This is a genomic window from Microbacterium sp. T3-8 (assembly GCF_055398145.1).
Map to the genome: position 1 here is coordinate 989,358 of NZ_AP027918.1, position 13,740 is coordinate 1,003,097.

Sequence of the window (13,740 nt, forward strand, 5' to 3'; positions counted from 1 at the left end):
GACGGTGATGCGCGACGGAACCCTTCATCGGTGAGGTCCGTCAGGAAGAGAGCAGTATGACCGCGGAGGGCGTCGCCTGGGCGATCACGGCGTTCCTCGTGGTGCTCGATCTGACCATCCGCATCACGGCGATCATCGTCATCCCGCGCAACCGCCGCCCCACGGCTGCGATGGCCTGGCTGCTGGCGATCTTCTTCATCCCGTTCGTCGGGGTCTTCCTGTTCCTCGTGATCGGAAACCCGCGACTGCCGCGCGCCCGCCGCCGCAAGCAGGACCAGATCAACGAGTACATCGCCGCGACCAGCGAGCACCTGCACTTCGGAACCCTCCGTCCCCACGCGCCGGACTGGTTCGGTCCGCTGGTCGAGATGAACCAGCGCCTCGGCGCTCTGCCGCTCTCGGGCGACAACGGAGCGCATCTGATCTCCGACTACCAGGAGTCGCTCGACGCGATGGCCGACGCCATCCGCGAGGCGAAGGACTACGTGCACGTCGAGTTCTACATCCTGCAATCGGATGCCTCGACCGACAACTTCTTCCGTGCGCTCGAAGAGGTCGCGGCGCGCGGTGTCTCGGTGCGGGTGCTGCTCGACCACTGGGCCAACCGCTGGAAGCCGCGCTACAAGCAGACGATCCGGCGCCTCAACGCCATGGGCGCCGACTGGCACCTCATGCTGCCGGTGCAACCGTTCAAGGGGCGGATGCAGCGCCCCGATCTGCGCAACCACCGCAAGCTGCTCGTGGTCGACGGCGTGACCGCCTTCCTCGGCTCGCAGAACGTCACCGACTCGACCTACAACCTGCCGAAGAACATCAAGCGGGGCCTGCACTGGGTCGACCTCATGGTGCGCCTCGACGGGCCGGTCGTGCTCAGCGTCAACGCGATCTTCCTCAGTGACTGGTACAGCGAGACCGACATCGTGCTGGAGGAGATCGACATCGCCCACGCCGACATCGGATCGGGGGACCTCGACTGCCAGGTCGTGCCCTCGGGCCCCGGGTTCGAGGTCGAGAACAACCTGCGTCTCTTCCTCGGCCTGCTGTATGCGGCGAAGAATCGCATCATGATCGTGAGCCCGTACTTCGTGCCGGACGAGGCCCTGCTGCTCGCCGTCACCGCGGCCGTCGACCGCGGTGTCGAGGTCGAGTTGTTCGTCTCGGAAGAGGGCGATCAGGCCATGGTCTACCACGCGCAGCGCAGCTACTACGAGGTGCTGCTCAAGGCGGGCGTGCGCATCTGGATGTACCGCAAGCCGTACATCCTGCACACCAAGAGCCTGACGGTCGACGACGAGGTCGCGGTCATCGGCTCGAGCAATATGGACATGCGCTCCTTCGGTCTCAACCTCGAGGTCTCCATGCTCGTGCGCGGCGAGGAGTTCGTCGCCGAGATGCGCGAGGTCGAAGACACCTATCGGTCGCTCAGCCGGGAGCTCACCCTCGAGGAGTGGATGCAGCAGCCGCTGCGCTCGACCGTGCTGGACAACCTGGCGCGCCTCACCTCCGCCCTGCAGTGATCGCTCCCGACTTCCGATGGAATATCGCCACCGGTACCCTGGGGGCATGGTCACTCCCTCGCGCGTCGTCGCCGTCCTCTCCGCTTTCGCCGCGGCGCTGCTGATCGCCGGGTGCACCGCCACCCCCGGATCGACCTCGCCCACGAGCACACCCGGTGCATCGACCGCGCCCGGGGCCGGCGATGACGACTTCGCCGACGTCGAGGCCGCACTGCTCGACGAGGGCCGCATGTTCGCCGTCGTCACCTGGGGCTCCTCGACGTGCGTTCCGCAGGTCGACACGGTGACCGCCGAGGGCCAGAACGTCTCGGTGACGCTCGTCGACGGCGCAGCCGACCAGGTCTGCACCCAGGACATGGTGCAGCGCGCCAGCATCGGCGGCCTGCCCGCCGGTGTGGACCCGACGAAGGACATCACGCTGCAGGTCACCTACGGCGATATCTCGGATGACGCCGAGATCGGCGGGGCACCCGTCACCGGCGTTCCCGGGGAGTCGACCGAGTACCAGCCCTCCGCCGGATGGTTCGACGACGGCAGCCTCGTGCTGCTCACCTGGGGCTCGTCGGGATGCCCGCCGGTCGTCGAGTCGCTCGAGGGTTCGGGCAACGCGGGCACGGCGACCTTCGTCACCGACGACACCCAGATCTGCACCATGGACATGGCGCCGCGTGCGACGATCCTCTCGTTCGGCGACGACGCGGTCGACGACGACGGCTTCACCCTCACCCTCGTGGGCGGTGGCCTCGACGGCACGGTGTCGGTGCTCGCCGACTGACACCGCCGGCTGAGCGCATCGCCGGCGGAGCACCTCGCGGCGGAGCACCTCGCGGCGGAGCACCGGAAGGAAAGCCGCGTGTCAGAGCGCGTCGACCGGATGCCCCTCCGGCAGCGCGAGCAGGAGCGCGCTCGGATCGACCCGGCAGGTGATGCGCACGGTATTGCCGAACTCGTCGCCGTCGAGCTCGACCGGCGTGGGCACCGACGTCGCAGCCTCCGCGGCGAGGCCCTGGAAGTAGTGCACCGCGGCATCCTTCCCCCGGCGCTCGAGGATGCGCCTGCCGGCGGCGAAGCGCCGCAGCACCGAGTTCTCCCACCAGATCCTGCGCCAGACGTTGAACCAGCCGAACGCACCGGAGGGCCGGATCACGGCGACGTCGAGGGTTCCGTCGGAGATCGAGGCATCCGGCACCAGAGCGATGCCCGCGGGCAGGGTGCCGCAGTTGGCGAAGAGGATGCTGTGCACCTTCGTCGAATGCAGGCGGCCGTCGTCGATCTGATACACCGAGCGGAAGGGCGAGGCGTTGGCGAGCGAGCGCGCGGCGCCGTCGACGTAGGCGATCCACCCGACCGACTTCTTGAGGTCCGGGCGGGTGTTCGCGATCATGTCGGCGTCGAGTCCGATTCCGGCCAGCACCACGAAGGCGTGCTCGCTCTCGTCACCGCTCTCACGTGTGATGCGCGCCCATCCGATGTCGATCGCGTGGCGGGATCCGGTCAGCGCCGCACGGATCATGTCGTCGGGCGAGCCCAGCGGCAACGCCAGGTTGCGTGCGAGCAGGTTGCCGGTGCCGCTCGGCAGGATCGCGAGGGGAACGCCGGTGTTCGCGATGGCCTCGGAGACCGCGCGCACGGTGCCGTCGCCACCGGCGACGAGCACGACGTCGACCCCACGGGCGAGAGCCTGCGCCGTGGCACCCTGCCCGGCATCCTGGATCGTCGTCGGATAGAACGCCGGATGCTCCCACCCCTCGGCCTTCGACAGCTCGCGCACGGCAGCGCGCAGTCTCTTCTCGTCGACCTTGATCGGGTTGTAGACGAGCGCGGCCTGTCGTCTCGCGGCCGGGGGCTTCGTCATGGCGATACTCTATTCCCGGCATGTGTCATGCAGGTGACACGGGGACGGGTGCCCGAGCGCTCTGGGGAGGGGCCGGAATGGGTGCGCAGGCGAAGAGCGAGTCGATCGGCGATGCGCGTGCACTGCTGACCGAGATGATCACGGACGAGCCCGATCGGCTCCGGCGCCGCAGCATCTCGCTCGGCGTGCCCGTGGACGATGCCGACGACGCCGCCCAGATGGCGCTCTTGCGCGCCTGGAGATCGGTCGCCCACCTGGAGACTCCCGAGCCGGGAAGGGTGTGCTCGTGGCTCGACGCGATCGCGCGCAACGTCGCGATCGACCTCTCCCGTCAGCGGGCACGCCGCCCGCAGACCGAGCTCGACGACGAGATGCCCGACGCCGTGAACGTGGCCGGAGCCGCCGAGATCCGCGTGATCCTCGACGGTGCGCTCGCCGCTCTGCACGACCTCCCCGACTCGCTGCGGGAGCCACTGCTGCTCACCGCCGTCGACGGGTTGTCGGCCGGCGAAGCGGCGGAGCGCCTCGGCATCGACCCCGCGGCGGTCCGCCAGCGCGTCGCCCGCGCACGCAAGGCGCTCGGCGCCTGCCGGCAGAGCGGCATGGGCGCCGACTGACGGGTTCTTCTCGGCCCCGGGGTGACGCCCTGGTCCGCCCGTCGAGACCCATCGAGCCCGTCAAGACCTATCGAGCCCGCCGAGACCCACCGTTGCCGACGTCGGCACCGGTGGGTCTCGACGGGCGTGGTGGGTCTCGACGGGCTCGCAGGAGACCGCGCTGCGCGGTCAGACGGTGCCGAAGGGGTTGTCGACCGCGTAGCGCCAGCCGTGCTCCTCATCGAAGACGGCCACGTCGGCGGTCGTGCCGGCGAGGGCGATCTCGGATCCGTCGGGGCCCGTGCCCGTGATCGTCCAGTCGGCGATCGCGAGGCCGGTGCCGGCGCTCTCGAACACGTGGCGGACGGTCATCGAGATCGGCAGGTCGAGACCGAGGAACTGCTCGAGCGCGCCGCGGACGGCGGCCTCGCCGGTCACCGGGGTGCCGGGAGCCGGGACGAAGACGACGTCGGCGGTGTTCAGGGCCATCAGGCCGTCGAGGTCGCGGGCGTTGAAGCGGTCGGCGAAGGCCAGGTTCAGCTGGTCGAGCGAGGTGACACGGGTGGTCATGGGTATTCCTTTCACAGCGGCGATCGGCCGGATGCCGACCACCGAGGAGAAAGACGATGCGCGGCCCCGGGTGTGACATCCGGCGAGCCTGAGGGGGTGGGAGACCCCCGTAGAATCGTGGAATGATCGACCTCGCTCTTCTCCGCGACCACCCTGATCTCGTCCGCCGCTCGCAGGCCGCGCGCGGCAACGACCAGGCCACCGTCGACATCGCACTCGAGGCCGATCGATCGCGCCGCGCGGCGCTCGCCGCGTTCGAGGAGCTGCGGGCCGAGCAGAACGCGTTCGGCAAGGTCATCGCGAAGGCGCCGAAGGAGGAGAAGCCCGCGCTCGTCGCGCAGGGCAAGGAGCTCGCCGAGCGCGTCAAGCAGGCGCAGCAGGTCGCGAACGACGCCGGAGAGGCAGCATCCGCCGCCCTGGCCCGCATCGAGAACGTCGTGATCGACGGCGTGCCCGCCGGTGGCGAGGCCGACTTCGTCGAGCTGCGTCGCGTCGGCGAGGTGCCCTCGTTCGACTTCGAGCCGCGCGACCACCTCGAGATCGGCGAGATCCTCGGGGCGATCGACATGGAGCGCGGGGCGAAGGTCTCGGGCGCCCGCTTCTACTTCCTGCGCGGCATCGGCGCCCGTCTCGAGATCGCGCTCATGAACCTCGCGCTCGACAAAGCGCTGCAGAACGGCTTCGTGCCGCTCATCACGCCGACGCTCGTGCGCCCCGAGATCATGCAGGGCACCGGCTTCCTCGGCGAGCACGCCGACGAGGTCTACCACCTCGACAAGGGCGACGACCTCTACCTCGTCGGCACCAGCGAGGTCGCCCTCGCCGGGTACCACAAGGACGAGATCGTCGACCTGTCGGACGGCGCGCTGCGCTATGCCGGCTGGTCGACCTGCTACCGCCGCGAGGCCGGATCGCACGGCAAGGACACCCGCGGCATCATCCGCGTGCACCAGTTCAACAAGCTCGAGATGTTCGTCTACACGGAGGCGGAGGATGCCGAGGCCGAGCACCTGCGCCTCGTGGCCCTGCAGGAGGAGATGCTGACCTCGCTCGGCCTCGCCTACCGCGTGATCGACGTCGCCGCGGGCGACCTCGGATCGAGCGCCGCGCGCAAGTACGACATCGAGGCCTGGGTGCCCACGCAGGGCGCGTTCCGCGAGCTGACGTCGACGTCGAACTGCACGACCTATCAGGCGCGCCGCCTCGACGTGCGCCACCGGCCGGTCGTCGACGGGGCGGACTCCGGCTCCGCACCGAAGACCCAGCACGTCGCGACGCTGAACGGCACGCTTGCGACCACCCGCTGGATCGTGGCGCTGCTCGAAACGCACCAGCAGGCCGACGGCTCGGTGCGCGTGCCCGAGGTGCTGCGCCCCTACCTCGGCGGGCTCGAGGTTCTGACGCCGGAGAACACGAAGGCGACGTCGAGGGTCACCGCATGACCGCGCCCTGGCTCGTCGCGCTCGACGTCGACGGCACCATCCTGCTCCAGGACGAGACGATGAGCCCGGGCGTTCCCGAGGCCGTCGCGCGCCTCCGCGATGCCGGTCACGTCGTGACGATCGCCACCGGTCGCAGCTGGATGGCCACCCGCCGGTACGTCGAGCAGCTCGAACTCGACGCCGAGTACGTCGTCTGCTCGAACGGCGCCGTCACGATGCGCCGCGTCGGCGACGACTGGGAGCGCTGGAACGTCGAGACCTTCGACCCCTCGCCCGCGCTCGCCCTTCTGCGCGAGCGCCTGCCGGACGCCCGCTACATGGTCGAGCTCGCCTCGGGCCAGCGGCTCTTCACCGACCAGCTCGACGACTGGACGCTCGACGGCGGCCGGCGGGTGAGCTTCGAGGAGCTCGCGGCCGAGCCCGTGTCGCGCATCGTCGTGGTCTCGCCCGGTCACGACGAGGAGGACTTCCATCGGCTGGTGGCGGATGCCGGCCTGAACGAGGTCTCGTACGCGATCGGGTGGACGGCCTGGCTCGACATCGCCCCGCAGGGGGTCGACAAGGGCACCGCGCTGGAGCGCGTGCGCGAAGAGCTCGGCCTCGTCGGGGAGCGCGTGCTCGTCGCGGGTGACGGGCGCAACGACATCGGCATGTTCGGCTGGGCGCGCACGCTCGGCGGGCGCGCGGTCGGCATGGGGCAGGCGCCGGCCGAGGTGAAGGATGCGGCATCCGAGATCACCGACGACGTCGTCGACGGCGGGCTGGCGAGTGCGCTGAATACACTTCCAGCGCCCGCCCAGGTCAGCGCGGGAGAATAGAACTCGGCTAGACTCACGGCTTGTCGGCAGATCCGTCTGTCGGGAGGGTTGTCCGAGCGGCCGATGGAGCTGGTCTTGAAAACCAGTGGGCAGAGATGTCTCGTGGGTTCGAATCCCACACCCTCCGCTTCCTGAGCCCGGTGCCCCCTCACCGCAGGCAGAACCGAAAGGCACCGTGTGACCGAGAACACCCGACGCCGTCGAACGATCGCGCGCCACGGCCAGTTGCACTCGCCGGGACCCCTCAGCCAGCTGCTGAAGTTCATCGCGATCGGACTCGCGGTGGTGCTGGTGAGCGGTGTGGGCGTTGCGGCGTACGTCGTATACGACCTGCGCAGCACGCAGCTCGCGAACTCCGTCGAACTCGAGGGCCAGTCGGCCGATGCGGTTCCGCCAGACATCAGCGAGTACGAGGGTGGATTCAACTTCGTGCTCGCGGGTGTCGACACCTGCGAAGAGGCGTACGCCGGCTATTTCGGTGACCGCTGCAGCGGCAACGACTCGGAGGGCAACCTCAACGACGTCAACCTGCTCGTGCACGTCTCCGATAACCCCCGCCGCATCACGGTCGTCAGCTTCCCGCGCGACCTCATGATCCCCATCCCCGAGTGCACCGACGACGACGGCAACGTGCACTCCGCGATGAGCAAGCAGCCGCTCAACGTGGCCTACAGCGACGGCGGTCTCAACTGCGTCGCGAAGACGATCTCCGAGCTCACCGGTCAAGAGGTGCAGTTCGCGGCATCCGTCACCTTCGGCGGCGTGATCGAGATCACGAACGCGATCGGCGGCGTCGATGTGTGCCTCGCGAACCCGATCCGCGATCGCTACACGGGCCTCGACCTGGCGGCCGGCACCCACACGGTGCAGGGCCTCGAGGCTCTGCAGTTCCTGCGCACCCGTCACGGTGTCGGCGACGGCAGCGACCTGGGCCGCATCGGCAACCAGCAGCAGTACATGTCGAGCCTGGCGCGCAAGCTCATCAGCGGCGAGACCCTCGGCAACGTGGGCACCATGCTGAAGCTCGCGCACGTCGGTCTCAGCAACCTCGAGACGAGCACGACGCTGGACGACCCGATGACGATCGTGCAGATCGCCCTCGCGGTCAAGGAGGTCCCGTTCGAGGACATCGTGTTCGTGCAGTACCCGACGGGTACCGACTCGCAGAACGCCAACAAGGTGGTGCCGAACTACACGGCCGCCGGCGAGCTCTTCGACGCGATCGAGGCGAACGCGCAGCTGCAGATCACGCACCAGAACACCAGCAACGACGGTGTGATCGTGCAGGAGCCCACGCCTGCCGAGACGACCCCCGAGGAGACGGCCCCCACCGAGGAGACGGCTCCGACCGAGGAGGCTGCTCCGACCGAGCCGGCGACGCCCGACAACGTCGTGGCGCTCCCCGACACCATCAAGGGCAACTCGGCCGCGCAGCAGACCTGCTCGAACGGCAACGTGCGCTGACCGACGGTCAGGTGTGCGGCGTGTAGCGCACGGGGGCATGCGTCGCGGCCACGAGGGCACGCAGCTCCTCGAGCGTCGCCGGCGCTGCACCGAGCGCCCGCGCCTGCACGAGCACGTTGCCGAGCGCTGTGGCCTCGACGGGGCCGGCGAGCACCGGGAGCCCGGTGCGGTCGGCGGTCGCCTGGCACAGCAGGGTGTTGAGGGATCCGCCGCCGACGATGTGCACGACGTCGAGGCGGCGCCCGGTGAGAGCGGATGCCGTCGCCACAGCTTCTGCGAACGCCACCGCGATCGACTCGACGATGCTGCGCGCGAACGCGGGTCGGTCGGTCGGGGCCGTCTGCCCGCTCGCGGCGAGCAGGGCGCCGATACGCGCGGGCATGCCACCCGGCGCCGAGAGCGACGGGTCGTTCGCGTCGAAGGTCGGCACGGGGGCAGTGACGGCGGATGCCGCGGCCAGCAGAGCGACCAGATCGATCGGAGCGCCGTCCTCGGCCTCCCAGGCCCGCACGGTCTCGCTCAGCAGCCACAGGCCCGCCACGTTGTGCAGGAACCGGAAACGCCCGTCGACACCGCGCTCGTGCGTGAAGTTCGCCGCGCGGGCGGCATCCGTCAGCACGGGCTCCGCGAGCTCGACGCCGACGAGTCCCCACGTGCCGCACGAGATGTAGGCGGCGGAGGGAGACGCCATCGGCACCGCGGCGACGGCGGAGGCCGTGTCGTGCGAGCCGACCGCGATCACCGGGAGGTCGGCGCCGATCCGGCGGACGATCTGCGGACGCAGGGTACCGATGGTCGCGCCGGGATCGACGAGTGCGGGCAGGAGCGCGGGAGCGATGCCGAGACGGGAGGCGAGGTCGGTGTCCCACTCCCCGTCGTCGACGCGGAGGAGCCCGGTGGTCGAGGCATTGGTGCGCTCGGCCACACGCGCGCCCGTGAGGAGGAAGGCGAGCAGATCGGGGACGAGCAGCGCGCTCTCGGCCTCGGGAGCGCGGTCGTCGACGCGCAGCTGATAGAGCGTGTTGAACGGCAGGAACTGCAGGCCGTTGCGGCGGTAGAGCTCGTCGAACGCGACGATCTCGTGCACCTCCTCGACGCCGCGAGCGGATCGCTCGTCGCGGTAGTGGAACGGCTCGGCGACCACTTTCCCGCCCGCGATCAGCCCGTAGTCCACGGCCCAGGAATCGATCCCGATGCTCTCGATCCCGGGCTCGCGGCGGACCGCCTCGGCCAGGCCGTCGAGCACGTTCTCGGAGAGAGCCTCGAAGTCCCAGTGCAGGCCGTCGGCGCGTGCGACGGGACCGTTCGGGAACCGCGAGACGGGCTCGAGGTCGAGCACGCCGTCGCCGATGCGGCCGATCATCACCCGGCCGCTGGTCGCGCCGAGGTCGACAGCCGCGACGGCGCGGGTGCTCATCGCAGGAACGCGGCGGCGACGCCGGAGTCGACCGGGATGTGCAGGCCGGTGGTGCGGCTCAGTTCGGGGCCGGTCAGCACGTACACGGCATCCGCCACGTTCTCGGGAACGACCTCGCGCTTGAGGATCGTGCGGTTGGCGTAGAACTGGCCGAGGTCCTCTTCGGCGACCCCGTAGGTCGCGGCGCGGTTGGCGCCCCAGCCCGAGGCGAAGATGCCCGAGCCGCGCACGACGCCGTCGGGGTTGATGCCGTTGACGCGGATGCCGTACTCCCCGAGCTCGACCGCCAACAGCCGCACCTGGTGGGCCTGGTCGGCCTTGGTCGCCGAGTACGCGATGTTGTTCGGGCCGGCGAAGACGGAGTTCTTCGACGAGATGTAGATGATGTCGCCGCCGAGCTTCTGGTCGATGAGCACGCGCGCGGCGGCCTTCGACACGAGGAACGAGCCCTTCGCCATGACGTCGTGCTGCAGATCCCAGTCCTTCTCGGTGGTCTCGAGCAGCGGCTTCGAGAGCGAGAGGCCGGCGTTGTTGACGACGAGGTCCACGCCGCCGAACGCGAGTACGGCGTCGTTCAGAGCCGCCTGGATCGCGTCGGCATCCGCCACGTTCGCCGCGACGCCGATCGCGACGTCGGTGCCTCCGAGCTCCGTCGCCGCGGCCTGCGCCTTCTCGAGGTCGAGGTCGGCGATGACGACGCAGGCACCCTCAGCCGCGAGACGGGTGGCGATGGCCTTGCCGATGCCGGACGCGGCGCCGGTCACGAACGCGATGCGCCCCTGGTGCGACTTCGGCTTCGGCATCCGCTGCAGCTTGGCCTCCTCCAGCGCCCAGTACTCGATGTCGAACTTCTCGGCATCGGAGATGGGGGAGTAGGTCGAGAGCGCCTCAGCCCCGCGCATGACGTTGATCGCGTTGACGTAGAACTCGCCGGCGACGCGCGCCGTCTGCTTGTTCGCGCCGTACGAGAACATGCCCACGCCGGGAACGAGCACGATGAGCGGGTCGGCGCCGCGGATCGCGGGCGACTCGGCGGTCGCATGTGCGTCGTAGTACGCCTGGTAGTCGGCGCGGTATTCGGCGTGCAGCTCGTGCAGGCGTGCGATCTGCTCCTCGGCGGATGCCGTGGCCGGCAGGTCGAGGATCAGCGGCTTGACCTTGGTGCGCAGGAAGTGGTCGGGGCAGCTCGTGCCGAGCGCGGCGAGGATCGGGGCCTTCTCGGAGGCGAGGAAGTCGAGCACCTCCGCGGCATCCGTGAAGTGGCCGACCATCGCGCGGTCGTGCGAGGCGATGCCGCGGATCGTGCCGGCCAGAGCAGCGGCGCGCTCGCGGCGCTCGCCGGACGGCAGTGCCTCGAAGCCGGTGCGGACGCCGCCGAACGGGTCGGTCTTCCCGTGCTCGGCGATGTACGAGGCTGCGGTGTCGATGATCCACAGCGAGTTCGCCTCGGCTTCGTCGGACGTGTCGCCCCACGCCGTGATGCCGTGGCCACCGAGGATGCCGCCGATCGCCTGGGGGTTCGCCTTCTTGATCTCGGCGATGTCGAGTCCGAGCTGGAAGCCGGGGCGGCGCCACGGCACCCACACGACCTTCTCGCCGAAGATCTTCGAGGTCAGGGCCTCGCCGTCGGCGGCGGTCGCGATCGCGATGCCGGAGTCGGGGTGCAGGTGGTCGACGTGCGCGGCATCCACGAGTCCGTGCATGGCCGTGTCGATCGAAGGAGCGGCTCCGCCCTTGCCGTGCAGGCAGTAGTCGAATGCCGCGACCATCTCGTCTTCGCGGTCGATGCCGGGGTACACGTCGACCAGCGCGCGCATGCGGTCGAGACGTAGCACGGCCAAGCCCTTCTCGGTGAGGGTGCCCAGGTCGCCGCCCGAGCCCTTCACCCACAGCAGCTCGACGGGCTGCCCGGTCACGGGGTCGATCTCGGTGCCCTTGGCGGAGGTGTTGCCACCGGCGTAGTTGGTGTTCTTCGGGTCGGCGCCCAGGCGGTTGCTGCGCGCGATCAGGTCGGCGGCGGTCGGGTTCGTCATGAGTGGTGTTCCTTGATCGAGGGGTCGAGGGACGGCGCGCTCAGGCGCCCCAGCCGGCCTGCACGCCACCGACTCGTTCTGCGGCGATCTTCTGCTGGTAGCCGGATGCCGCGTAGGCGGCCATCGGGTCGGCGGCGAGGCCGCGCGACTCGCGCCACTCGGCGAGGGCGGGGCGCACGTCGGTGTAGAACGCGTCCATGAAGATCGCGTTCGCTGCGAGCACGTCGCCGGACTTCTGCGCGGCGGTGAGGGCGTCGCGGTCGACGAGCAGCGCGCGTGCCGTCATCTCCTGCACGTTGAGCACCGAGCGGATCTGACCGGGGATCTTGTCCTCGACGTTGTGGCACTGGTCGAGCATGAACGCGACATCGGGGTTGTTCAGACCGTCGCCGCGCACGACCTCGAAGAGGATGCGGAAGAGCTGGAACGGGTCGGCGGCGCCGACGATCAGGTCGTCATCGGCGTAGAAGCGCGAGTTGAAGTCGAACGACCCGAGCTTGCCGAGGCGCAGCAGCTGCATGACGATGAACTCGATGTTCGTGCCGGGGGCGTGGTGGCCGGTGTCGAGGCAGACGGATGCCTTGTCGCCGAGCGAGACCACCTGCGCGTACGAGGTGCCCCAGTCGGGAACATCGGTGTGATAGAACGCCGGCTCGAAGAACTTGTACTCCAGCACGAGTCGCTGGTCGTCGCCGAGGCGGGCGTAGATCTGCTGGAGCGATTCCTGCAGGCGGTCCTGGCGGCCGCGCAGGTCGGCCTGGCCGGGGTAGTTCGATCCCTCGGCGAGCCAGATCTTGAGGTCGCGGCTGCCGGTGGCATCCATGACGTCGATGCACGCGAGGTGGTGGTCGATCGCCTTCCGGCGGATCGCGGCGTCTTCATGGGTGAGGGCGCCGAACTTGTAGTCGTCGTCCTGGAAGGTGTTGGAGTTGACCGTGCCGAGCGTCACGCCGAGATCTTCGGCGTGCTTGCGCAGGTCGGAGAACGAGTCGACGAGGTCCCACGGGATGTGCAGCGCCACGCTCGGCGCCAGAGCCGTGTAGGTGTTGACCTGCGCGGCATCCGCGATCTTCTCCCACGGGTCGCGCGGCGTGCCGGGGGTGCCGAACACCTTGAAGCGCGTGCCGGAGTTGCCGAAAGCCCAGCTGGGAAGCTCGATGCCCTGCTTCTCGAGCGCGGCGAGGTGGTCAGGGGTGAGGACGGACATTGTCACTCGCTTTCTGTAAAGATGAATCGTTTCATAAGTTACGGCAGTACGAGAGATCCGTCAACTGCCGACGGCAAGCGAATGGGTATCATCGGGCGATGACCGACGACGTCGAATGGGAGACGAGGCTTCGGGCGCTCCCCTCCACCGGGTGGCCCGAATTCCTCACCGCGCATTCCGGGCTTCCCGGTCGCCGCGCGAACCTCGCACTCGTCTCCGCAGTAGCTCGCACAGCCGAACCGGCGGTGATTGCCGAACTCGAGAAGACCGATGACGAGTTCGCGATGATGTGCGTCGCCGCATCCCGCGGTGCTCGATCCGACGACGCCGACGTCCTCAGGCGACTGCGTGGCCACGCCGAGGACCAGCGGTGGCGCGTCCGCGAAGGAGCGGTCATCGGTCTGCAGCTTCTCGGCGATCGGGACATCGCCGCGCTTCTCTCCATCGTGAAGTCCTGGGCGGAAGAGACCGATCCGCTCCTCCAGCGCGCGGCGGTTGCGGCGATCTGCGAGCCGCGGCTGCTGCGCGACCCGCGAACGGTCGGCGATGCTCTCGGCGTCTGCGCGACGACCACGGCGCACTTCGTCACCTGGCCGAGCGAGCGCCGTCGTGCTCCGGACGTGCGAGTCCTGCGCCAGACCCTCGGCTACTGCTGGAGCGTCGTCGTGGCGGCGGACCCCGACGTAGCCCTGGACGCCTTCCTCGGGCTGGATCCCGACCATCCCGACGTGGGCTTGATCGTCGCGCAGAATCTGCGCAAGAGTCGTCTCTCCCGGATCCTTCGCGACAGAGGTGAAGGGGTGGCTCGGTAGCCTGTGGCC

12 protein-coding genes and 1 tRNA gene are annotated in these 13,740 nt (G+C 69.4%); 8 read left to right on the plus strand and 5 right to left on the minus strand.

What is annotated here, in order from left to right:
- Nucleotides 1–56 precede the first annotated feature (56 nt).
- Nucleotides 57–1,517, plus strand: coding sequence for a cardiolipin synthase (gene cls / locus ACZ5Y9_RS04660; RefSeq protein ID WP_247623464.1), 1,461 nt, complete (start codon nucleotides 57–59; stop codon nucleotides 1,515–1,517).
- Between the two features lie 46 nt (nucleotides 1,518–1,563).
- On the plus strand, nucleotides 1,564–2,292 hold the full coding sequence (locus tag ACZ5Y9_RS04665; protein WP_247623463.1) for a hypothetical protein: 729 nt from the start codon (nucleotides 1,564–1,566) through the stop codon (nucleotides 2,290–2,292).
- 81 nt (nucleotides 2,293–2,373) lie between these two features.
- Here the strand turns inward: ACZ5Y9_RS04665 and ACZ5Y9_RS04670 are convergent, their stop codons facing one another.
- On the minus strand, nucleotides 2,374–3,372 hold the full coding sequence (locus ACZ5Y9_RS04670) for a diacylglycerol/lipid kinase family protein (protein WP_464472412.1): 999 nt from the start codon (nucleotides 3,370–3,372) through the stop codon (nucleotides 2,374–2,376).
- Between the two features lie 77 nt (nucleotides 3,373–3,449).
- Here ACZ5Y9_RS04670 and ACZ5Y9_RS04675 point away from each other — a divergent pair, with 77 nt between their 5' ends.
- Nucleotides 3,450–3,989, plus strand: a complete 540-nt coding sequence (locus ACZ5Y9_RS04675; protein WP_336640995.1) for an RNA polymerase sigma factor — start codon at nucleotides 3,450–3,452, stop codon at nucleotides 3,987–3,989.
- Nucleotides 3,990–4,157: 168 nt separating this feature from the next.
- Here the strand turns inward: ACZ5Y9_RS04675 and ACZ5Y9_RS04680 are convergent, their stop codons facing one another.
- The gene (locus tag ACZ5Y9_RS04680) at nucleotides 4,158–4,538 is read right to left on the minus strand and encodes a YybH family protein (RefSeq protein WP_247623460.1); all 381 of its coding nucleotides are present in this window, start codon (nucleotides 4,536–4,538) and stop codon (nucleotides 4,158–4,160) included.
- 122 nt (nucleotides 4,539–4,660) lie between these two features.
- Between ACZ5Y9_RS04680 and serS the strand changes: the two genes are divergently transcribed.
- The 4 genes from serS to ACZ5Y9_RS04700 all read left to right on the plus strand — a co-directional run bounded on the left by serS (nucleotide 4,661) and on the right by ACZ5Y9_RS04700 (nucleotide 8,262).
- Entirely contained in the window at nucleotides 4,661–5,980 is a 1,320-nt protein-coding gene (gene serS, locus ACZ5Y9_RS04685) for a serine--tRNA ligase (protein ID WP_464472413.1), read from the plus strand.
- Nucleotides 5,977–6,798 (plus strand): HAD family hydrolase, encoded by an 822-nt coding sequence (locus ACZ5Y9_RS04690; protein WP_247623458.1) that lies wholly within the window; start codon nucleotides 5,977–5,979, stop codon nucleotides 6,796–6,798. Before serS ends, ACZ5Y9_RS04690 begins: the two co-directional genes overlap by 4 nt.
- Before the next feature lie 42 nt (nucleotides 6,799–6,840).
- A tRNA-Ser gene (locus ACZ5Y9_RS04695) sits at nucleotides 6,841–6,925 on the plus strand.
- 50 nt (nucleotides 6,926–6,975) lie between these two features.
- Nucleotides 6,976–8,262 carry an LCP family protein gene (locus ACZ5Y9_RS04700; protein WP_464472414.1) on the plus strand — a complete coding sequence of 429 codons (1,287 nt, stop codon included), beginning with the start codon at nucleotides 6,976–6,978 and terminating at the stop codon, nucleotides 8,260–8,262.
- Between the two features lie 7 nt (nucleotides 8,263–8,269).
- Here the strand turns inward: ACZ5Y9_RS04700 and ACZ5Y9_RS04705 are convergent, their stop codons facing one another.
- From ACZ5Y9_RS04705 to rhaI, 3 genes are read right to left on the minus strand one after another with little or no spacing between them, the layout of a single operon-like run.
- The gene (locus tag ACZ5Y9_RS04705) at nucleotides 8,270–9,679 is read right to left on the minus strand and encodes a rhamnulokinase (protein WP_464472415.1); all 1,410 of its coding nucleotides are present in this window, start codon (nucleotides 9,677–9,679) and stop codon (nucleotides 8,270–8,272) included.
- The gene (locus ACZ5Y9_RS04710) at nucleotides 9,676–11,712 is read right to left on the minus strand and encodes a bifunctional aldolase/short-chain dehydrogenase (protein ID WP_464472416.1); all 2,037 of its coding nucleotides are present in this window, start codon (nucleotides 11,710–11,712) and stop codon (nucleotides 9,676–9,678) included. Before ACZ5Y9_RS04710 ends, ACZ5Y9_RS04705 begins: the two co-directional genes overlap by 4 nt.
- Nucleotides 11,713–11,752: 40 nt before the next feature.
- A complete protein-coding gene (gene rhaI / locus ACZ5Y9_RS04715) occupies nucleotides 11,753–12,919 on the minus strand; it encodes an L-rhamnose isomerase (RefSeq protein ID WP_464472764.1) in 1,167 nt (388 codons plus the stop codon).
- Nucleotides 12,920–13,017: 98 nt separating this feature from the next.
- On the opposite strand from rhaI, the gene ACZ5Y9_RS04720 reads away from it, so the two are divergent.
- Entirely contained in the window at nucleotides 13,018–13,731 is a 714-nt protein-coding gene (locus tag ACZ5Y9_RS04720; RefSeq protein ID WP_464472417.1) for a HEAT repeat domain-containing protein, read from the plus strand.
- Nucleotides 13,732–13,740: the final 9 nt, after the last annotated feature.

Coding starts and splice junctions, on each gene's coding strand:
- rhaI (WP_464472764.1), bottom strand. CDS start 12,919: ATGTCCGTCCTCACCCCTGACCACCTCGCCGCGCTCGAGAAGCAGGGC.
- ACZ5Y9_RS04680 (WP_247623460.1), bottom strand. CDS start 4,538: ATGACCACCCGTGTCACCTCGCTCGACCAGCTGAACCTGGCCTTCGCC.
- ACZ5Y9_RS04720 (WP_464472417.1), top strand. CDS start 13,018: ATGACCGACGACGTCGAATGGGAGACGAGGCTTCGGGCGCTCCCCTCC.
- ACZ5Y9_RS04670 (WP_464472412.1), bottom strand. CDS start 3,372: ATGACGAAGCCCCCGGCCGCGAGACGACAGGCCGCGCTCGTCTACAAC.
- ACZ5Y9_RS04665 (WP_247623463.1), top strand. CDS start 1,564: ATGGTCACTCCCTCGCGCGTCGTCGCCGTCCTCTCCGCTTTCGCCGCG.
- ACZ5Y9_RS04675 (WP_336640995.1), top strand. CDS start 3,450: ATGGGTGCGCAGGCGAAGAGCGAGTCGATCGGCGATGCGCGTGCACTG.
- ACZ5Y9_RS04710 (WP_464472416.1), bottom strand. CDS start 11,712: ATGACGAACCCGACCGCCGCCGACCTGATCGCGCGCAGCAACCGCCTG.
- serS (WP_464472413.1), top strand. CDS start 4,661: ATGATCGACCTCGCTCTTCTCCGCGACCACCCTGATCTCGTCCGCCGC.
- ACZ5Y9_RS04705 (WP_464472415.1), bottom strand. CDS start 9,679: ATGAGCACCCGCGCCGTCGCGGCTGTCGACCTCGGCGCGACCAGCGGC.
- ACZ5Y9_RS04690 (WP_247623458.1), top strand. CDS start 5,977: ATGACCGCGCCCTGGCTCGTCGCGCTCGACGTCGACGGCACCATCCTG.
- cls (WP_247623464.1), top strand. CDS start 57: ATGACCGCGGAGGGCGTCGCCTGGGCGATCACGGCGTTCCTCGTGGTG.